Below are 17840 nucleotides of genomic sequence, written 5' to 3'. Positions count from 1 at the left end.
AGGCAGAACAGAGAGTCGGTCAGAATGGCAGTTGCAGGTCGGGCGCGACCCGCAGCAACTGTGTGCGGAAAATGTGCTTGATGCGTTGCAGTTGCGCTTGGTCGTCGGTCTCGAAACGCAGCACCAGCACCGGTGTGGTGTTGGAGGCGCGTACCAGGCCCCAACCGTGGGGATAATCGACGCGCACGCCATCGAGGGTGGTCAGGCGCGCGTCGCCCCAGTCGGCGTCGCGTTGCAGCGCCGCCATGATGCTGAATTTACTCGCGTCGGTCACATCGATGTGGATTTCCGGTGTGGAAACATCGTCGGGAAACGCCGCGAACAGCGTTTCGGCGTCGAGATCGCTGTGGCTGAGAACCTCCAGCAGGCGTGCGGCGACGTACAGGCCGTCGTCGAAACCGTACCAGCGCTCCTGGATGAACAGGTGGCCGCTCATCTCGCCGGCCAGCAGCGCGCCGGTTTGCTTCATCTTCTTCTTCATCAACGAATGCCCGGTCTTCCACATTACCGGGTGGCCGCCGCAGGCTTCGATCAGGGCGGGCAGGCGCCGCGTGCATTTGACGTCGAAGATCACCTCGGCGCCCGGATGGCGTGCCAGGACGTCCTGGGCGAAGAGCATCAGCAGGCGGTCGGGGTAGATGATGGTGCCGCGGTTGGTCACCACGCCCACGCGGTCAGCATCGCCGTCGAAGGCCAGGCCGATGTCGGCGCCGGTTTCCCTGACCTTGGCGATCAGCGCCTGGAGGTTCTCGGGCTTACCGGGGTCGGGGTGGTGGTTGGGGAAGGTGCCGTCGACCTCGCAATACAGCGGCGTGACTGTGCAGCCGAGGGCGCTCAGCAGGTGCGGGGCGATGACGCCGCCCACACCGTTGCCGCAGTCGATCACGGCCTTGAGCGGCCGGGCCAGGCGCACGTCGTCGACGATGCGCTGCTGGTAGCGCGCGAGGATGTCGACGCGCCGCACCTGGCCTTCGCCTTGGCTCAGATCGTTGGTCTGCAAGCGCGTCAGCAGCGCCTGGATCTGCTCGTTGGCCAGAGTGTCGCCAGCGATGACGATCTTGAAGCCGTTGTAGTCGGGCGGGTTGTGGCTGCCGGTGAGCATCACCGCCGAGCGGCCGGGCAGCACATGGCCTGCGTAGTACAGGGCGGGCGTGGGCAGCATGCCGACGTCGCTGACCTGGCAACCGGCTTCGGCCAGGCCGCGAATCAACGGCTCCACCAGCAGCGGCCCGGACAGCCGTCCATCACGGCCCACCGCCACCTGCGGCTCACCCTGGGCCAGGCTCTGCGCGCCGATGGCGCGGCCGATCCAATAGGCGGTGTCGGGGTGCAGGTCGCGGCCGACCACGCCACGGATGTCGTAGGCGCGGAAGATACTGGCTGGCAGGGTCGGGGGCGTGGGGGGCATGGGTTGTGCTCTGGCAAATCGCTCGTGGCGCGGAGCGCCGTTTGACGCCCTTGTCTTCGATCGGTTCGAACACGGGCGCCCTTGTCGGCCGACGGTAGCGCTATCGGGTGCCCGAGTGGCCGAAGCCCCCTTCGCCGCGCTCGGTAGCGGCGAATTCCTCGACGATCTCGAACTGCGCCTGCACCACCGGCACCAGCACCAGTTGGGCGATGCGCTCGCCAACGGTGAGGGTGAAGGGCGCATGGCCGCGGTTCCAGCACGAGACCATCAACTCGCCTTGGTAGTCCGAGTCGATCAGGCCCACCAGGTTGCCGAGCACGATGCCGTGCTTGTGGCCCAGGCCCGAACGCGGCAGGACCAGCGCGGCCAGGGACGGGTCGCTGATGAAGATCGACAGGCCGGTGGGAATGAGCAGGGTCTGGCCGGGTTCGAGGACGGTGTCTTGCTGCAGCAAGGCGCGCAGGTCGAGGCCGGCGGAGCCGGGCGTGGCGTATTGCGGCAGCGGGAAGTCGGTGCCCAGGCGGGGGTCGAGAATCTTGGCTTGAAGAGCGTGCATGGAGCTTATTGAACCTGATTGAGTCGTTCGGCGATGAAGCCGACCAGTTGCCGGGCGATCTTGCCCTTGCTGGTCTGCGCGAAGAGGGTTTGCTGCTGTTGGCGGTCGATCACGGTCAAGGCGTTTTCCTCGCTGTTGAAGCCAATGCTGGGGTTGGCCACGTCATTGGCGACGATGAGATCGAGGTTCTTGTCCTTGAGCTTGCGTGTGGCGTAGTCGAGCAAATGCTCGGTCTCGGCCGCGAAGCCTACGCTGAAGGGGCGGTCGCTGCGACCGGCCAGCGTGGCGAGGATATCCGGATTGCGCACCATCTGCAGCAGCATGCCGTCGCCGGTCGTGGGATCTTTCTTGAGCTTCTGCGGGGCGATGACTTCAGGGCGGTAGTCCGCGACCGCAGCGGAGGCGATCAACAGGTCGCAGGGCATGGCCGTTTCGCAGGCTGCGAGCATATCGCGCGCGCTCACCACGTCGATGCGCGTGACGCGGTCGGGCGTCGGCAGGTGCACGGGGCCGGTGACGAGGGTCACCCTAGCCCCGGCTTCGGCAGCGGCTTCGGCCAGGGCGAAGCCCATCTTCCCGGAACTATGATTGGTGATGTAGCGCACCGGATCGATGTTTTCCTGGGTAGGGCCCGCCGTGATCAACACATGCTTGCCGGTCAACGACTGGCGTTTGAAGCTTTCCGCCGCGCACCAGGCCAGGTCGGTGGCCTCGAGCATGCGCCCCAGTCCCACGTCGCCGCAGGCCTGGCTGCCCGACGCCGGGCCGAACACCTTGAGGCCGCGCTGTTGCAGCAGCGCCAGGTTGGCCTGGGTGGCCGGATCGCGCCACATGGCCTGGTTCATCGCTGGCGCGACTGCCACGGTGGCGTCGGTGGCCAGCACCAGAGTGGTCAGCAGATCGTCGGCCATGCCTTGGGCCAAACGCGCCATCAGGTCGGCGGTGGCGGGCGCGATGAGTACCAGGTCCGCCCATTTGGCCAGTTCGATGTGGCCCATCGCAGCTTCGGCAGCAGGGTCGAGCAGGTCCAGATGCACCGGGTGGCCCGACAGCGCCTGCAGCGTGAGCGGGGTGATGAACTCGGCGCCGCCGCGGGTCATGACCACGCGCACTTGCGCGCCGTGTTCCAGGAGCCGGCGAATCAGCTCGGCGCTTTTGTAGGCGGCAATGCCACCTCCCACGCCGAGCACGATGCGCTTGCGATACAGCCGCTGCATAGAAAGGCCTTTTTCCAGAGAAAGCATGCGGCGACGAATCTGCCTGCGGCGGATCGTCGCATTTACGGGACGAAATAGGTTAACACAGCGCCCAAATACGCCGCATCAGCACACAAGGAGCGACGATGAACATCAGGGAGTGGCCATTGGCGGAGCGGCCGAGGGAGAAACTGCTGAAGAAGGGCGCCAATACGCTATCGGACGCCGAATTGCTGGCGGTGCTGCTCGGTTCCGGGTTGCCCGGCCGCAACGTGGTCGACCTGGCGCGCGGCTTGCTCGCCCGCTTCGGTGGCCTGCGCCAGTTGCTTGAAGCCGACCGGGCGGCGTTTCTCGGCGAAATGGGGCTGGGGCCGGCACGTTACGCCCAGTTGCAGGCCTTGCTGGAAATCGGTCGACGCCACTTGGCCGAGTCCATCGAACGCGGGCCGGCATTGGAGTCGCCGGCCCAGGTCCGGCGCTATTTGAAGTCGATGATGCGGCACGAGGCCAGCGAGGTGTTCGCCTGTCTATTCCTCGACATACGCTTGCGTCCATTGGGTTTCGAGGTGATGTTCCAGGGCACCATCGACCGTGCCAGCGTGTTCCCGCGCGATGTGATCCGCCGCACGCTGGCGCGCAACGCGGCGGCCGTCATCCTCTGCCACAACCACCCTTCGGGCCTGCCCGAACCCAGCCAGGACGACCTGCGCCTGACCTTGGCGCTGAAGTCGGCACTGCGGGTCATCGACGTGCGTGTGCTCGACCACATCATCGTCGGCGACGAAGAGCCATACTCGATGGTCGAGCATGGCTGGTTCTCGACCGACTGAGCCCCTAGTTGACGCTGATCTTCGAGAAGTCCAGGCGTCCGAACGGGCTCACCTGATAGTGCTCGACACCTTTGCGCAGCAAGGTGGAGGCGGACGGGTGCGCCAGCGGCAACCACAGCGCCTGCTGCTGGATCAGCGTTTGCGCCTGCTGGTACAGACGGCTGCGCACGCTCTGGTCGGCGGTTGTGCGGCCGGCGCTGATCAGCTGGTCGAGGCGTGGGTCACAGAAGCGCGCGAAGTTGGTGCCCGACTGCACGGCAGCGCAGGAAAACTGCGGGGTGAGGAAGTTGTCCGGGTCGCCGTTGTCACCGGCCCAGCCCATGAACAACAGGTCGTGCTCGCCTTTCTTGGCGCGGCGAATCAGCTCGCCCCATTCGATCACGCGGATTTCCGCCTTGATGCCGAGCTTGGCAAGGTCGGCTTGCAGCATCTGCGCGCCCAGGTTCGGATTGGGGTTGAGCAGGCTGCCGGACGGCCGCGTCCAGATCGTGGTGCTGAAGCCGTCGGCAAGGCCGGCCTTGGCCATCAGCGCCTTGGCCTTGGTCAGATCGGTGGGGTAGCCGGGAAGGCCCTTGGCGTAGCCCCAGGTGGTCGGCGGGTAGGGGCCGTCGGCCACGGTGCCGGTGTTCTCGAACACGGCTTGCAGATAGGCCTTCTTGTCGAACGCCAGGTTGATGGCCTGGCGCACCTCGGGCTTGTCCAGCGGCGGGTGCTGGCTATTGAAGGCCACGAAGGCGGTCATGAAGGCAGGCGTGCTGGCCACCTGCAAAGTGTCGTCTTTCTGCGCTTCGGCGATGTCCAGCGGCTTGGGCGACAGGGCCACTTGGCATTCGTTGCGTTTGAGCTTTTGCAGGCGCACGGTGGCGTCCGGCGCGATCGAGTAGATCAGCGGGTCGACGGCCGGTTTGCCGGCGAAGTAGTCGGGGTTGGCGCGGTAGCGCACCAGAGCGTCCTTCTGGAAGCGCTGGAACACGAAAGGGCCGGTGCCGATGGGTTGGCTGTTGAGCTTGTCGGGCGTGCCGGCCTTCATCAGCTTATCGGCGTATTCGGCCGAGTAGATCGAGGCGAAGCCCATGCTCAGGGTGGCGAGGAAGGTGGCATCGGGGTGGTCCAGGGTGAAGCGCACGGTATTGGCCGTAGGCGCTTCGACCGACTTGATCAGGCTGCCCAATTGCAGCGACTGGGCATGCGGGTAGCCGCCCGGCGCGGTCTTGTACCAGGCATGGGCCGGGTAGAGCATGCGCTGGAAGCTGAACAGCACGTCGTCGCTCTGCAGCTCGCGGCTGGGCTTGAAGTAGGCCGTGCTGTGGAACTTCACACCTTTGCGCAAGGTGAAGTCATAGGTCAGCCCATCGGGCGAGATGCTCCAGCTCTGGGCCAGGCTCGGCACGACCTTGCCCTGCGCGGAGTCGAACTCGACCAGACGGTTCATCAGCACGTCGGCCGAGGCATTGGTGGTGGTCAGCGAGTTGTACTGCACTACATCGAACCCTTCGGGGCTGGCCTCGGTGCACACCACCAACGGGGCGGCCTGAGCGATGCCTGCGGCAAACAGAGAAGAAAACGCGAAGCAAAGCGCGGCGGCACGCATGGGGGAGTCCTCGATGAGTCGGTCGCTGTGGGCCGGTTCTGGCTGGAAACGTCCTACAGTAGGGGCGATGCCTGCAAATGACCACAGCCTTGGCGATTAATTCGGCGACGAACGGCGCACGCTGCGCTAGCCTTGTGCACCGGCCGACCGCAGCCGTACTGGCGTGCGCCGATGTACTCGGAGAGTTGTTGTACACAAGTCTTTCTGGTATAAAGCAGCGCTCTTTTCTAGGGGCTCGGTCTGCCGCGCAAGCGGGTCCGGTCGAATAAGACCCCTGAAATACGGCGCCTGGCGCCAAGACTGAGAGATTAAGCGGCCAACCCATGCCGGGTTGGGCATGTGGTTTTAGAGGGCTGAGGCATGTCGAGAGTCTGTCAAGTTACCGGTAAGGGTCCGGTAACCGGGAATAACATTTCCCACGCAAACAACAAAACCCGTCGTCGTTTCCTGCCGAACCTGCAGCATCACCGTTTCTGGGTTGAATCCGAGAAGCGTTTCGTGCGCCTGCGCGTTTCCGCCAAAGGTATGCGTATCATCGACAAGCGCGGCATCGATGCCGTTCTGGTCGACATCCGTCGCGCTGGCAACAAGGTTTAAGGGAGAGCATCATGCGTGAATTGATCCGTCTGGTATCGACCGCTAACACCGGCCACTTCTATACCACCGACAAGAACAAGCGTACTACCCCGGACAAGATCGAGATCAAGAAATACGATCCGGTCGTTCGCAAGCACGTGATCTACAAGGAAGCCAAGATCAAGTAATTGATCGGCGACTTGAAAAAACCCGCCTCCGAAAGGAAGCGGGTTTTTTTATGCCTTCAACCCTGGGTCCGGTCTACTTGATCACCAGCCTGTTGATCAGGCCGTCCTCGTCCACCTTGATGAACACACGGTCGGTGCGGATGTCCTTGGTGGACGGGTCTTTCGGTCCGATGGCCTTTCTCAGGCCGGTCAGCTCGAGAACGTAGGCCTTGACGCTCTGGACATAACGCGAGCCGATCACATGGCGCGCGGGTGCGAGCACGTCCTTGCCGGCAGACACATCGGTGAAAGGCGGCAGGTCGGAGAAGGGGGGCAAGTCGTTGGTCATGGTGTTGCTCCGTCGCAGTGGGTGCTCGGAATTGAGCGCACCCATGGTCTCGCCTCGTTGCGCTGGCTTGCGTTAGGTATTTAGGACAGTACAGCTGCGGCTCTCATGGCGGGGCTTCGGGCCTTGCTTGACGAGGGTGGGATGGCAGGTCTGCGTACTTCCCAGAGAATCGGAGGCATGAAAAAACCCGCGATCTCTCGAGCGCGGGTCTTGCTGGTGCGACGCCAGCAGCGTTGGATCAGGAGATGTACAGGTCGGCGATATTGCCTGCGTCATCGACAGCGATGAACACGCGGTCCGTTGCCATTTCCTTGGTTGCCATCTCGTCGTCGCGCACGGCCCTTTGCAGGCCGGTCAGCTCAAGGATGTAGGGTTTGACACTTTCCACATAGCGCGAACCGATCACGTGCTTGGCCGAGTCGAGGATCTCTGCGGTCATGATGTTTCTCCTTCAATGGTTAGCTCCAATTGAGCTTTGCCATGATCCGATCCAATCGATTGCGGACGGTGTCGCATAAATCTCGCAAAGCACCAAGCTACGGCGTCTACGAAACCTCGACCCTAGCCTGAGCTGCGTCGAGGTCGATGGGGCGCTTCGGCTCTGCGCGCCGCCCGTTTTCCTCGCCAAGCCGGCCTCTCGAATGCTCATGCGCAATCTAGGCGCCTTCGAACATTACGTAGATCTTGCGGCACGGCTCCAGCACCTCCCAAGTGCCTTTGAAGCCAGCCGGGATTACAAATCGGTCGCCTGCGCGCAGTGTTTTGGCGTCCCCAGCTTCATCGCGCAATACCGAAACGCCTTGAACGATCTCGCAATATTCGTGTTCGGTGTAATTGACCGTCCAATGCCCCACCGCACCTTCCCACACGCCTGCGGCGAACTGACCGCAAGGGCTGGCGTAATGGTTGTAGATCAATTGGTCGGGATCGCCCGAGAGGATTTTTTCCGCCGCCGGTCGGTAGCGCTCGGCTTCGGTCAGGGCTTGGGCGAAATCTATGATGGTGGAGATGCTCATGATGGGTCCCCGTGCATGTTTAATAAAATGAACATATGAGGTCTTAAATGCCGATCATGTCAAATATATTGATAGTTTGATCGGCCTGGTTTAGGGTGCTAGCGCCTGTGCGCACTCGTTGCCCGGCCAGTATTTCAGACAACGCCTGCGCGCCCTCAGTGCGGCGTTGCACCCCTACAAGAGGAGGAGTTCGGTATGACCACCCTGACGCATGCGGATTGGGAACAACGCGCACAGCAATTGAAGATCGAGGGCCGCGCCTTCATCGATGGCCAGTACACCGACGCCAGCGCCGGGGAAACCTTCGACTGCCTCAGCCCGGTCGACGGTCGTTTCCTCGCCAAGATTGCCAGTTGCGACGTGGCCGACGCCAATCGGGCCGTGGCGAACGCCCGTGCCACCTTCGATTCCGGCGTCTGGTCGGGCCTGGCCCCGGCCAAGCGCAAAGCGCGTCTGATCCGCTTCGCCGAGCTGATGCGTGCCAACGTCGAAGAGCTGGCGCTGCTGGAAACCCTCGACATGGGTAAACCGATCGGCGACTCCTCCAGCATCGACATCCCTGGCGCGGCCAATGCCGTCCATTGGACCGCCGAGGCCATCGACAAGGTCTACGACGAAGTGGCGCCCACGCCCCACGACCAGCTCGGTCTGGTCACCCGTGAGCCGGTGGGTGTGGTCGCGGCCATCGTACCCTGGAACTTCCCCCTGATGATGGCTTGCTGGAAGCTCGGCCCGGCCCTGGCGACCGGCAACTCGGTAGTGCTCAAGCCGTCCGAAAAATCCCCGTTGACCGCCATCCGCATCGCCCAGTTGGCGATCGAAGCGGGTATTCCCGCCGGCGTGCTCAACGTGCTGCCTGGCTATGGCCACACGGTCGGCAAGGCCCTGGCCCTGCACATGGACGTCGACACCCTGGTGTTCACCGGCTCCAGCCGCATCGCCAAGCAACTGATGATCTACGCTGGCGAGTCGAACATGAAGCGCGTGTGGCTGGAAGCCGGTGGCAAGAGCCCGAACATCGTCTTCGCCGATGCGCCCGACCTGGACGCCGCCGCCCAGGCCGCCGCCAGCGCCATCGCCTTCAACCAGGGCGAAGTGTGCACCGCCGGCTCGCGACTGCTGGTCGAACGCTCCATCCGCGACCAGTTCCTGCCCAAGGTGGTCGAGGCCCTCAAGGCCTGGAAGCCAGGCAACCCGCTGGACCCGGCGACCACCGTCGGCGCCCTGGTCGATACCCAGCAGATGAACACCGTGCTGTCGTACATCGACGCCGGCCACCAGGACGGCGCCACGCTGCTCACCGGTGGCAAGCGCATCTTCGAAGAGACCGGCGGCACCTACGTCGAGCCGACCATCTTCGACGGCGTGACCAACGCCATGAAGATCGCCCAGGAAGAAATCTTCGGCCCCGTGCTGTCGGTGATCACCTTCGACACCGCCGAAGAAGCCATCGCCATCGCCAACGACACGCCGTATGGCCTGGCCGCAGGCATCTGGACGGCGGACATCTCCAAGGCGCACAAGACCGCCCGTGCCGTGCGCGCCGGCAGCGTGTGGGTCAACCAGTACGATGGCGGCGACATGACCGCGCCCTTCGGCGGCTTCAAGCAGTCGGGCAACGGCCGTGACAAGTCGCTGCACGCGCTGGAGAAATACACCGAGCTGAAGGCCACCTGGATCAAGCTGTAACGGCCCAGCACAAGCCTCTCAGGCCGCACCCGCAGCCGGGCCGATACGTCGCTCCGGCTGCGTCGTTTCCGTCGTTCGCACACTTTTCGCCAAGGAGCCGCCATGCGCTGGGCAACCTATTTCGCCGTGCTGTCGGCCGTGTTGAGCGTGGGCCTGGCGCTGGGCGTGAGCATGCCGCTGGTGTCGCTGCGCCTGGAGCAGCAGGGCTACGGCGGCTTCGCCATCGGCGTGATGGCCGCCATGCCGGCGCTGGGTGTGCTGCTGGGGGCGAGCTTCGCCAGCCGACTGGCGGGGTGGGTCGGGGTGCCGGCAGCGATGCGCCTGTGCCTGTGGGGCGGGGCGCTGTCGATCGGGCTGGTGGCCGTGCTGCCCAGCTACCCGCTGTGGCTGGGGCTGCGCCTGTTGATCGGCATGTCGTTGACCGTGGTGTTCGTGCTGGGCGAGAGCTGGATCAACCAGCTGGTGGTCGAGCAGTGGCGTGGGCGTCTGGTGGCGCTGTATGGCAGCAGCTATGCCTTGAGCCAGTTGGCGGGGCCGTTGCTGCTGGGCGTGCTGGGTTCGGACCACGATTTCGGCTTCTGGGCCGCCACCGGGCTGTTGCTGCTGTCGCCGCTGATACTGCTGGGCCGTGACGGCGCACCCGTCACCGAAGCGTGCAGCGTCGGCCTGCGCGACCTGGTCGGCTTCTGCCGCGGCCTGCCGGTGATCGCCTGGGCCATCGCCCTGTTCGCCGCCTTCGAGGCGATGATTCTGACGCTATTGCCGGTGTATTGCCTGCAACAGGGTTTCACCGCCGAGCTGGCGCTGTTCATGGTCAGTACCGTGGTGGTGGGCGATGCGCTGCTGCAACTGCCCATCGGCGCGCTGGCCGATCGCCTGTCGCGGCGCCTGTTGTTCACGGGATGCGCGGTGACCTTGCTGATGACCAGCCTGACGATCCCGCTACTGCTGCATACGCCTGCGATCTGGCCGCTGTGGGTGCTGTTCGGCGCCAGCGCCGGTGGCCTGTTCACCCTGTCGCTGGTGCTGATTGGCGAACGCTACCGGGACGATGCGCTGGTCAGGGCCAACGCCCATGTGGCCCAGCTATGGGGCATCGGCTGCCTGCTCGGGCCGTTGCTGGCCGGGGCGGGCAGCCAGTGGATCAGCGGCCATGCCCTGCTGTGGATCATGGCGGCCGGCGCTGCGGGGTTGGTCTGGCTGACACGACGCCCCGGCGCGTTCGCGCCCGCCGCCAAGGCTTGAGTCGGCTGTTCTAGAGCATCCGCTCCAGCCCTACCGCTTTGGCGACCCAGGCATTGAAGCGCCGCCACAGGCCGCCCGGCTCGCGGGTCAGGGTATGCATCTGGCCGTTGTCCTCGGTGATCCATACCAGCTTGCCGTCCTGCAACACGGGCCGATAGCTGACGTCCGGAGCCATGCCCTGCAAGGCCAGCGCGCGGGTGTATTCGGCCAGTTTCGGGCTGTCCACCAGCACGCCCACCTCGGTGTTCCACAGCACCGAACGCGGATCGAAGTTGAACGAGCCGACGAAGGTCTTGTGCCGGTCGAAGACCATCGCCTTGCTGTGCAGACTGGAATCGGAACTGCCGCGGAAATTCAGGCCGCGCGTGGAACTGGGATCGCCGGGTTGGCGGCGCAGCTCGAACAGTTGCACGCCATGTTCGAGCAGGGCGCGGCGGTAGGGTGCGTAGCCACCGTGCACTGCCGGCACGTCGGTAGCTTCCAGGGCGTTGGTCAGCAGCTTGACGCTCACGCCCTGGTCGGCACGGCCGGTGAGGTAGACCAGGCCCGTCTTGCCCGGTACGAAATAAGCCGAGATCAGAATCAGCTCGTGTCGCACCTGCTGGAGTTCGGGCAGCAGTTGTTGGGTCATCAGCAGTTGCGGGTCGGGTTCGTCCTTGGCCAACACCTTGCTCGGCGCATCCCACAGCGCCTGGCCATGGGCCCAGATCAGCTCCTTGCGCCACTGCGCCAGGCGCGGTGCCCGTTGCCAAGCCATCAGCCGGTCGTACAGCGCCTTGCGCTCGACCCGTGCCTGGGCCAGCGAAGCGTCGAGGCGCTGGCGACTGGTCTTTAGGGCGTCGGCATCGGGCTCGCGCCAGAGAAAATCGTCGATCGGCCGGCTCAGGGCACTGTTCCAATACTGGTCGAAGCTATGGCCCAACTGCTCGGCGATCGGGCCGATGCCGAGCATGTCGATGTCGGTGAAGTTGAGGTTGGGCTCGGCGTCGAAGTATTCGTCGCCCAGGTTGCGACCGCCGACGATGGCCATGCTGTTGTCCACCAGGAACAACTTGTTGTGCATGCGCCGGTGTTGCAACGATAGGTTGAACAGGCGCCCGGCAGTGCGCGTCAGGCCCGTGCTGCGGCCCAGGTGCAGCGGGTTGAACACGCGGATCTGGATGTTGGGATGGGCGGCGAGGGTGCCGATCAGGCTGTCCAGGCCGTCGCTGGTGGTGTCATCGAGCAGCACGCGCACGCGCACGCCGCGGTCGGCGGCGGCGAGCAGTTCGTGCACCAGGGCGCGGGTGCTGAGGCCGTCATGGACGATGTAGTACTGCAGATCGATGCTGGTTTGCGCGTTGCGCAGCAGCTCGGCGCGGGCATGGAAGGCCTCGGTGCTGTTGGGCAGCAGACGGAAACCGGAGCGGCCGTCGTGGGTCGCTGCCTGGCTCAGCACCGAGCGCCCGAAGGCCGATTGCTCGGCGGGCAGGGCCTGGCTGGTCTGGCGCGGCGGGCTGACGCTGGCGCAGCCGGCCAGGCCGAGCAGCAGCGCCAGTACGAAGGGCAATGCTCGCTGGAGTTTCAAGGTGGGGGCGTCCTGTACGCAGTAGGTCCGCAGGTATGGACCCTGCGAAGTAAGGCAAAGTTACTCAGCGCTGTCGTCTTCTGCCAGCAGGCGTCGTACGGTCTCACCCACGCGGCGCACCGCCGCTTCGAGTTCGGCCGAGGGGCGCACGGCGTAGTTCATGCGCAGGCAGTGACGGTATTTGCCGGCGGCGGAAAAGATGCTGCCCACGGCAATCTGTACCCCTTGTTCGAGCAAGGCACGGTTGAGCCGTAAGGTATCGAAGTGCTCGGGCAGTTCCACCCACAGCATGAACCCGCCCTGCGGACGGCTGACCCGGGTGCCGGCCGGGAAATACCGCGCCACCCAATCGCTCATCACGTCGCGGCTGCGTTGGTACTGGCTGCGTAGGCGGCGCAGGTGCGGCTGGTAGTGGCCTTCGGCGATGAAGTCGGCGATCGCCAGCTGCGGCTGGGCGGCGGTGCAGCCGGTGCTGATGTATTTCATGTGCAGCACCCGCTCCAGGTAGCGCCCAGGCGCCACCCAGCCCACCCGCAGGCCGGGCGCCAGGGTCTTGGAGAACGAGCTGCAGAGCAGCACGCGGCCGTCGTCGTCGAACGACTTGATCGTGCGCGGGCGGGGGTAGGTGTAGGCCAGATCGCCGTACACGTCGTCTTCGAGGATCGCCACGTCGAAGCGCTGGGCCAGGTTCAGCAGGGCTTTCTTGCGCGCTTCGGGCATGACGTAGCCCAGCGGGTTGTTGCAGCTGGGGGTGACCTGGATGAGCCTGATCGGCCATTGCTCCAAGGCCAGCTCCAGGGCTTCGAGGCTGATCCCGGTCAGCGGATCGGTAGGGATTTCCATGGCCTTCATGCCCAGACCTTTGAGGGTCTGCATGGCACCGTGGAAGCTTGGCGACTCCACCGCGACGATGTCGCCCGGTTCGCACACCGCGCGGATAGCGCACGACAGCGCCTCGTGGCAACCGGTGGTCACCACCACGTCGGTGGCCGCCAGGCGACAGCCCGAATCGAGGGTCAGGCGGGCGATCTGTTCGCGCAGGCGCAGGTTGCCGTGGATGGTGTCGTAATGCAGCCCCGGCATGTCCAGGCGCCGGCTGAGCTGCGCCAGGCTGCGCAGCAGGGGCTTGAGGGTGGTGGTGTCGACGTCGGGCATGCCGCGCCCCAGCTGGATCACCTCGCGGCTTGGGGTGCTGCTCATCAGGTCCAGCACCTGCTCCCACTGGGAGATTTCCACCGGCCGCTGCGCCGGTCGGCTGACCGCAGGCAGCGCCGCCTGGCTGCGGCCCTCGTTGACAAAGTAGCCGGACTTTGGCCGCGGCGAGACCAGGCCGTTGTCTTCGAGCAGGCGATAGGCCTGCTGCACGGTGCTCAGGCTCACGCCATGCTCCAGGCTCAGCGCGCGCACCGAGGGCAGGCGCTGGCCCGGGCGGTACAGGCCTTGCTCGATACGGTCTCCGAGCAGTTCGGCAAGGTTGGCATACAGCGTCATGGCGCACTCCTGGGGCAGCAGTAAAACCGTTACAGATGCCAGGAAAATACCCCATTCACGGCTGTTTCGGCGTGTTCTGTATGGATTTAATCGATCTTGGTTGAGTCTGTATCCCCATACGCTGCACCCGGCATCCTGTGCTCCTGCCCAGCCACGATCAGGAAGCGACCACCATGAAAGGCTTCAGCGAGGTTTCACCCACGTCCGCCCTCCAGCCAGCCGCGTTCGACGAATACGGCGCCCAACCGAGATTGACGCGCGCTCAGCGTCTGCTGCGCCGCTGGCGCACCCGCCAGGCCCTGCTGACGCTGACCGAAGCGGAACTGCGCGATGTTGGCCTGAGCCTGCAGCAAGCCCAGGCGGAAGCCGCCAAACCCTTCTGGAAGGGCTGACTACACCAGTTCCTTGAGCCGATGCCAGAGCATGCCCAGCGCCAGCAGCGGCGAGCGCAGGTGCCGGCCACCGGGGAAGGTCATGTGCGGCACCTTGTCGAACAGCTCGAAGCGCCCGCCGGCCTGGCCACTGATGGCCTCGCCGAGCAGGCGCCCGGCCAGGTGCGTGGCGTTCAGGCCGTGACCGGAGTAGGCCTGGGCGTAGAACACGTTGGGCTGGCTGGCCAGGCGGCCGATCTGCGGCAGGCGGTTGGCGCCAATGCCGATCATCCCGCCCCATTGGTAGTCGATGCGCACGTCGGCCAGTTGCGGGAACACCTTGAGCATCTTCGGGCGCATGTAGGCGGCGATGTCCTGCGGATCACGCCCGGAGTAGTGGCAGGCGCCGCCGAACAGCAGGCGCTTGTCGGCCGACAGTCGGTAGTAGTCCACGGTCACCCGCTGGTCGCACACCGCCATGTTCTGCGGCAACAGCTGACGGGCGCGTTCCTCGCCCAATGGCTCGGTGGCGATGATGTAGCTGCCGGCCGGCAGTACCTTGCCGCCCAGCTCGCGGTTGAGGCCGTTGAGGTAGGCGTTGCAGCACAGCACCAGGGTGTCGGCGCGGACCTGGCCCTGGGCGGTGTGCACCACCACCTGCGGGCCGTAGTCGATGCGCGTGACGGCGGACTGCTCGTACAGACCGACGCCCAGGCGCGCCGCCATGGCCGCCTCGCCCAGCGCCAGATTCAACGGGTGCAGGTGCCCCGAACCCATGTCGATCAGGCCGCCGGCATAGCGCTGGCTGCCCACCACCTGGTGCATGTCGGCCTGGCTGACCAGGCGCAGCTCGTGGGCATAGCCCAGGCCGCGCAGCTCCTCGGCGTCTTCGGCGAAACCGTCCAGCTCGCCGGGTTTGTTCGCCAGGTCGCAGTAGCCCCAGGTCAGGTCGCAGGCGATGGCATGGCGCTCGACGCGCTGGCGCACGATCTCCACCGCCTCCAGGCCCATCAGCTTCAAGCTGCGCACACCGTCGTCGCCGAGCGTCTTGCGGAACTGCTCCAGACCATGGCCGACGCCGCGAATCAACTGCCCGCCATTGCGCCCGCTGGCGCCCCAGCCCATGCGCTGCGCTTCCAGCACGATCACCGAGAGGCCGCGCTCGGCGAGTTCGATGGCGGTGTTGAGCCCGGAAAAGCCGCCGCCGACGATGCAGACGTCGGCCTCGCATGCCCCAGTCAGAAGGGGGTATTCAGGTGTGGGCACACTGCTGGCGGCGTAGTAGGAAGAAGACGCTGTGGCGATCATTCGAGTTGCTCGGTTGGGGCCTGCGCAAGAGCATAAGTGGCCATTCGGAGCCTCGACAACCGTCCCCACAAAAATTGCAGCCGCTACGCCTGGGAACATGGCCGAGGCTCGAGGCCTGTCGAGCAAGAGCAGGGTGGTTTCTGCCGACAGGGCAGACCGCCGTTTTGCTTGAGTTTCGCCACCGATTTGAGTGAACAGGCCTTCCTTGAGGACTCAAAGCATTGGCCTCAAGCCAAAGATCACCATCCACAGTGGTTTCAACTCTCGCGGATATTCCCGTTGTATTTGGAAATTTCGTAGGCAGACAGAGTGGCGGTCGGGTTTGCACGAATAAAGTCATCCCAACCCTTATTTTCTGGGTCGTTCATCATCTTGGATAAACGCTCGAAACTTGACGCCTGGGGCGACGTAATGGAATTTTCAAGCACAGGCCTGCTCGACGATTGATGCAGGTCAATGAGCTGTTTATTCGTGCTTATTTGTGTATCCAGTTGCTCCCGCTTGGCCAAGAGTTCTGATCTCTTTATACGGGTTTCAGCGTTACTCGAGCGCTCAGTTGAAGTCAGTCCGGAGTTGGCCGTTCTCGGCCGGGGTAGGGCGTTTATGGACTTGGTTATTTCGCCTCTTTCGGTCATGTTTTTTTCGAGCTGACCCTGTCGCAGGGTGAGCCTTTCTGCCGGTGAGATTTTCTTGAAATCATTTAGAGACATTCTCCCTGCCATTGAGCGGCGAGAATGCCCGGTTGGATCGACTTGGTTGATCGGATCATTCTCGCAGTAGGCATACGCATTTAGGCCACCCCGCCCGAAGGGGCTGTAGCTGTCGGGCGAACAAAAGCGTCTGATGCCCGTGTTATAAATCCTATACCCCTTGCCCAATGAGTAGATCGATCGCAGAAGGCGAAGCTGCCCTGTAAAACCGAGCAAGGCGTTTTCTTCGGCGGGTGGGTTGTCGTAACCATAGACGGAGTAGGTATGCGCCGCCCTTGTGCCAGGCTCGACTTGGCTTAGGACAGAGCCATTTTGCTCAGTCGCCAACAGCGTGGCATGCAGTGAAGAGGTGGCCTTGTCAGCGGCCTGTCCTTGGGCCAACGGTATATTTTTTACGTGAAGTACATACCTGCCGTAGCCGCTGTTCTCAACGACGCTTACTGATTCGCCGTTATAAAAAATTCTGCTATCGGAGAGAGTGATCATAAGGCCGCACTCGTGAATTTAGCTGAGATGGGATTGTTGAGTAACGGCGAGGTCAGGGCAACTGACAAAATTATCAGGGGTGTTTGAAATGCGCGGCCCACGGCGTGGAAACGACTATAGTTTCTCGCTCAAGCATGCGGTAGCCGTACCGTCACCTGTACGACCAAAGCGGTAAATCAGGTTGCTGGCATTGGGCACGTCATCATGAAGCCTCACAATGTTTCGAGCGTGTGGAACGGGCGTGGTGGAGTATGGCTGGACAAAAACGCTAATCGGGCGATGTATCATCTTTGCCCCCACCCAACGCTTTGAACGCTATGTCCGAAAACCGCCACAAGATCCATTTTCTGCGCGAGCTGATCCCCACTTTCGCCTGTGAACCCGGCTGCCACGACTGCTGCGGGCCGGTGACCACTTCCAGCGAGGAGATGGCCTGCCTGCCGCGCAAGTCGGTAGCCGAGCAAGCGGCGGCGCTGGAGCGTCTGGATTGCGTGCATCTAGGCCCCGACGGCTGCACCGTGTACGAAGATCGGCCGATGATCTGTCGGCTGTTCGGCACCACGCCGCGCATGGCCTGCCCCCGTGGCCGCGGGCCGGCGACGCCGATCGAGCCCGAGGCCGAGCGGCTGGTGCACCGCTTCATCGCCAGCACCCGGCAGGTGCTGGTTTGAGGCTCAGTCCGGAATCGGCAGGCACAGGCTCTCTTTGACTTCTTCCATGACGATGTAGCTCTTCGACTCGCGTACGTGGGGCAGCTTGAGCAGGATGTCGCCGAGCAGCTTGCGGTAGGAAGCCATCTCGGAAATCCGCGCCTTGACCAGATAGTCGAAGTCGCCCGACACCAGATGGCATTCCAGCACATGGGGCAACTTGAGCACGGCGCGGCGGAACTCTTCGAAGGTGTCGCCCGACTTGTAGTCCAGGCCGATCTCGACGAACACTAGCAGGCTACCTTTGAGGTGCTGCGGGTTGAGGCGGGCGTTGTAGCCCATGATGATGCCCTCGCGCTCCAGGCGCCGCACGCGCTCGGTGCAGGGCGTGGTGGAGAGGCCGACCTTTTCGCCCAGCTCGGTGAACGAGATGCGCCCGTCGTTCTGCAGGATGCGCAGGATGTTGCGGTCGATCTTGTCCAGTTCGCGCTTGCTCTGATGCTGGGTTCTCATAGGGGATGCCCCTCCGTGAAAGGCCAAAGTGCCGAGAATTGTCGCCAAATATAGGCGTTTATACAGTGAAATGCACTGGCGGGTAGTTTTTATACTGCGCCCATTCCTACCCACCTCAGCG

19 protein-coding genes are annotated in these 17840 nt (G+C 63.9%); 7 read left to right on the top strand and 12 right to left on the bottom strand.

Annotation, left to right across the window (positions count from 1 at the left end; all coding sequences use genetic code 11):
* Positions 1-19 precede the first annotated feature (19 nt).
* The 3 genes from ACSMEV_RS03235 to coaBC all read right to left on the bottom strand — a co-directional run bounded on the left by ACSMEV_RS03235 (position 20) and on the right by coaBC (position 3181).
* Complete coding sequence (locus ACSMEV_RS03235; RefSeq protein ID WP_459207230.1) at positions 20-1408, bottom strand: phosphomannomutase/phosphoglucomutase; 1389 nt, start codon at positions 1406-1408, stop codon at positions 20-22.
* A gap of 100 nt (positions 1409-1508) precedes the next feature.
* A complete protein-coding gene (dut, locus tag ACSMEV_RS03230) occupies positions 1509-1964 on the bottom strand; it encodes a dUTP diphosphatase (RefSeq protein ID WP_459207229.1) in 456 nt (151 codons plus the stop codon).
* Positions 1965-1969: 5 nt separating this feature from the next.
* Entirely contained in the window at positions 1970-3181 is a 1212-nt protein-coding gene (gene coaBC, locus ACSMEV_RS03225) for a bifunctional phosphopantothenoylcysteine decarboxylase/phosphopantothenate--cysteine ligase CoaBC (protein WP_459207228.1), read from the bottom strand.
* Between the two features lie 125 nt (positions 3182-3306).
* Here coaBC and radC point away from each other — a divergent pair, with 125 nt between their 5' ends.
* A complete protein-coding gene (gene radC / locus ACSMEV_RS03220; protein WP_459207227.1) occupies positions 3307-3990 on the top strand; it encodes a RadC family protein in 684 nt (227 codons plus the stop codon).
* Between the two features lie 4 nt (positions 3991-3994).
* Here radC and ACSMEV_RS03215 read toward each other — a convergent pair whose 3' ends face one another.
* The gene (locus ACSMEV_RS03215) at positions 3995-5581 is read right to left on the bottom strand and encodes an ABC transporter substrate-binding protein (protein ID WP_459207226.1); all 1587 of its coding nucleotides are present in this window, start codon (positions 5579-5581) and stop codon (positions 3995-3997) included.
* Positions 5582-5941: 360 nt separating this feature from the next.
* Between ACSMEV_RS03215 and rpmB the strand changes: the two genes are divergently transcribed.
* Together rpmB and rpmG are read left to right on the top strand one after the other, a co-directional pair.
* Positions 5942-6178 (top strand): 50S ribosomal protein L28, encoded by a 237-nt coding sequence (gene rpmB / locus ACSMEV_RS03210; protein ID WP_028693180.1) that lies wholly within the window; start codon positions 5942-5944, stop codon positions 6176-6178.
* Positions 6179-6189: 11 nt separating this feature from the next.
* On the top strand, positions 6190-6345 hold the full coding sequence (gene rpmG / locus ACSMEV_RS03205; protein ID WP_296266881.1) for a 50S ribosomal protein L33: 156 nt from the start codon (positions 6190-6192) through the stop codon (positions 6343-6345).
* Between the two features lie 73 nt (positions 6346-6418).
* Here rpmG and ACSMEV_RS03200 read toward each other — a convergent pair whose 3' ends face one another.
* From ACSMEV_RS03200 to ACSMEV_RS03190, 3 genes are all read right to left on the bottom strand, one after another.
* The gene (locus ACSMEV_RS03200; RefSeq protein WP_459207225.1) at positions 6419-6673 is read right to left on the bottom strand and encodes a hypothetical protein; all 255 of its coding nucleotides are present in this window, start codon (positions 6671-6673) and stop codon (positions 6419-6421) included.
* Positions 6674-6911: 238 nt separating this feature from the next.
* Positions 6912-7112 (bottom strand): hypothetical protein, encoded by a 201-nt coding sequence (locus ACSMEV_RS03195; RefSeq protein WP_459207224.1) that lies wholly within the window; start codon positions 7110-7112, stop codon positions 6912-6914.
* Positions 7113-7329: 217 nt separating this feature from the next.
* Positions 7330-7689, bottom strand: a complete 360-nt coding sequence (locus tag ACSMEV_RS03190; protein ID WP_459207223.1) for a cupin domain-containing protein — start codon at positions 7687-7689, stop codon at positions 7330-7332.
* A gap of 195 nt (positions 7690-7884) precedes the next feature.
* Between ACSMEV_RS03190 and ACSMEV_RS03185 the strand changes: the two genes are divergently transcribed.
* Positions 7885-9378: an aldehyde dehydrogenase gene (locus ACSMEV_RS03185; RefSeq protein WP_459207222.1), complete on the top strand. Its 1494-nt coding sequence runs from the start codon at positions 7885-7887 to the stop codon at positions 9376-9378.
* A 102-nt stretch (positions 9379-9480) separates the two neighbouring features.
* Complete coding sequence (locus ACSMEV_RS03180) at positions 9481-10623, top strand: MFS transporter (protein ID WP_459207221.1); 1143 nt, start codon at positions 9481-9483, stop codon at positions 10621-10623.
* Between the two features lie 10 nt (positions 10624-10633).
* Here the strand turns inward: ACSMEV_RS03180 and ACSMEV_RS03175 are convergent, their stop codons facing one another.
* Both ACSMEV_RS03175 and ACSMEV_RS03170 read right to left on the bottom strand, forming a co-directional pair.
* Positions 10634-12190: a phospholipase D family protein gene (locus ACSMEV_RS03175; RefSeq protein WP_459207220.1), complete on the bottom strand. Its 1557-nt coding sequence runs from the start codon at positions 12188-12190 to the stop codon at positions 10634-10636.
* 60 nt (positions 12191-12250) lie between these two features.
* Positions 12251-13681, bottom strand: coding sequence for an aminotransferase-like domain-containing protein (locus ACSMEV_RS03170; protein WP_459207219.1), 1431 nt, complete (start codon positions 13679-13681; stop codon positions 12251-12253).
* Between the two features lie 173 nt (positions 13682-13854).
* Between ACSMEV_RS03170 and ACSMEV_RS03165 the strand changes: the two genes are divergently transcribed.
* Positions 13855-14073, top strand: coding sequence for a DUF1127 domain-containing protein (locus tag ACSMEV_RS03165; protein WP_459207218.1), 219 nt, complete (start codon positions 13855-13857; stop codon positions 14071-14073).
* Here the strand turns inward: ACSMEV_RS03165 and ACSMEV_RS03160 are convergent, their stop codons facing one another.
* The gene (locus tag ACSMEV_RS03160) at positions 14074-15360 is read right to left on the bottom strand and encodes an NAD(P)/FAD-dependent oxidoreductase (RefSeq protein WP_459207217.1); all 1287 of its coding nucleotides are present in this window, start codon (positions 15358-15360) and stop codon (positions 14074-14076) included.
* Between the two features lie 257 nt (positions 15361-15617).
* Entirely contained in the window at positions 15618-16556 is a 939-nt protein-coding gene (locus tag ACSMEV_RS03155; RefSeq protein WP_459207216.1) for an RHS repeat-associated core domain-containing protein, read from the bottom strand.
* Positions 16557-16873: 317 nt separating this feature from the next.
* Here ACSMEV_RS03155 and ACSMEV_RS03150 point away from each other — a divergent pair, with 317 nt between their 5' ends.
* Positions 16874-17227, top strand: coding sequence for a YkgJ family cysteine cluster protein (locus tag ACSMEV_RS03150; RefSeq protein ID WP_459207215.1), 354 nt, complete (start codon positions 16874-16876; stop codon positions 17225-17227).
* A gap of 3 nt (positions 17228-17230) precedes the next feature.
* Here the strand turns inward: ACSMEV_RS03150 and ACSMEV_RS03145 are convergent, their stop codons facing one another.
* Complete coding sequence (locus ACSMEV_RS03145; protein WP_028693190.1) at positions 17231-17719, bottom strand: Lrp/AsnC ligand binding domain-containing protein; 489 nt, start codon at positions 17717-17719, stop codon at positions 17231-17233.
* Positions 17720-17840 lie beyond the last annotated feature (121 nt).

The organism is Pseudomonas sp. MLB6B (genome assembly GCF_054508135.1).
Note: the sequence above shows the minus strand (reverse complement) of the source record. Positions and strands in the feature narration are given on the sequence as shown.

Coding starts and splice junctions, on each gene's coding strand:
- radC (WP_459207227.1), top strand. CDS start 3,307: ATGAACATCAGGGAGTGGCCATTGGCGGAGCGGCCGAGGGAGAAACTG.
- ACSMEV_RS03165 (WP_459207218.1), top strand. CDS start 13,855: ATGAAAGGCTTCAGCGAGGTTTCACCCACGTCCGCCCTCCAGCCAGCC.
- dut (WP_459207229.1), bottom strand. CDS start 1,964: ATGCACGCTCTTCAAGCCAAGATTCTCGACCCCCGCCTGGGCACCGAC.
- ACSMEV_RS03235 (WP_459207230.1), bottom strand. CDS start 1,408: ATGCCCCCCACGCCCCCGACCCTGCCAGCCAGTATCTTCCGCGCCTAC.
- ACSMEV_RS03195 (WP_459207224.1), bottom strand. CDS start 7,112: ATGACCGCAGAGATCCTCGACTCGGCCAAGCACGTGATCGGTTCGCGC.
- rpmG (WP_296266881.1), top strand. CDS start 6,190: ATGCGTGAATTGATCCGTCTGGTATCGACCGCTAACACCGGCCACTTC.
- ACSMEV_RS03185 (WP_459207222.1), top strand. CDS start 7,885: ATGACCACCCTGACGCATGCGGATTGGGAACAACGCGCACAGCAATTG.
- rpmB (WP_028693180.1), top strand. CDS start 5,942: ATGTCGAGAGTCTGTCAAGTTACCGGTAAGGGTCCGGTAACCGGGAAT.
- ACSMEV_RS03170 (WP_459207219.1), bottom strand. CDS start 13,681: ATGACGCTGTATGCCAACCTTGCCGAACTGCTCGGAGACCGTATCGAG.
- ACSMEV_RS03190 (WP_459207223.1), bottom strand. CDS start 7,689: ATGAGCATCTCCACCATCATAGATTTCGCCCAAGCCCTGACCGAAGCC.
- ACSMEV_RS03145 (WP_028693190.1), bottom strand. CDS start 17,719: ATGAGAACCCAGCATCAGAGCAAGCGCGAACTGGACAAGATCGACCGC.
- coaBC (WP_459207228.1), bottom strand. CDS start 3,181: ATGCAGCGGCTGTATCGCAAGCGCATCGTGCTCGGCGTGGGAGGTGGC.
- ACSMEV_RS03160 (WP_459207217.1), bottom strand. CDS start 15,360: ATGATCGCCACAGCGTCTTCTTCCTACTACGCCGCCAGCAGTGTGCCC.
- ACSMEV_RS03150 (WP_459207215.1), top strand. CDS start 16,874: ATGTCCGAAAACCGCCACAAGATCCATTTTCTGCGCGAGCTGATCCCC.
- ACSMEV_RS03215 (WP_459207226.1), bottom strand. CDS start 5,581: ATGCGTGCCGCCGCGCTTTGCTTCGCGTTTTCTTCTCTGTTTGCCGCA.
- ACSMEV_RS03200 (WP_459207225.1), bottom strand. CDS start 6,673: ATGACCAACGACTTGCCCCCCTTCTCCGACCTGCCGCCTTTCACCGAT.
- ACSMEV_RS03155 (WP_459207216.1), bottom strand. CDS start 16,556: ATGATCACTCTCTCCGATAGCAGAATTTTTTATAACGGCGAATCAGTA.
- ACSMEV_RS03180 (WP_459207221.1), top strand. CDS start 9,481: ATGCGCTGGGCAACCTATTTCGCCGTGCTGTCGGCCGTGTTGAGCGTG.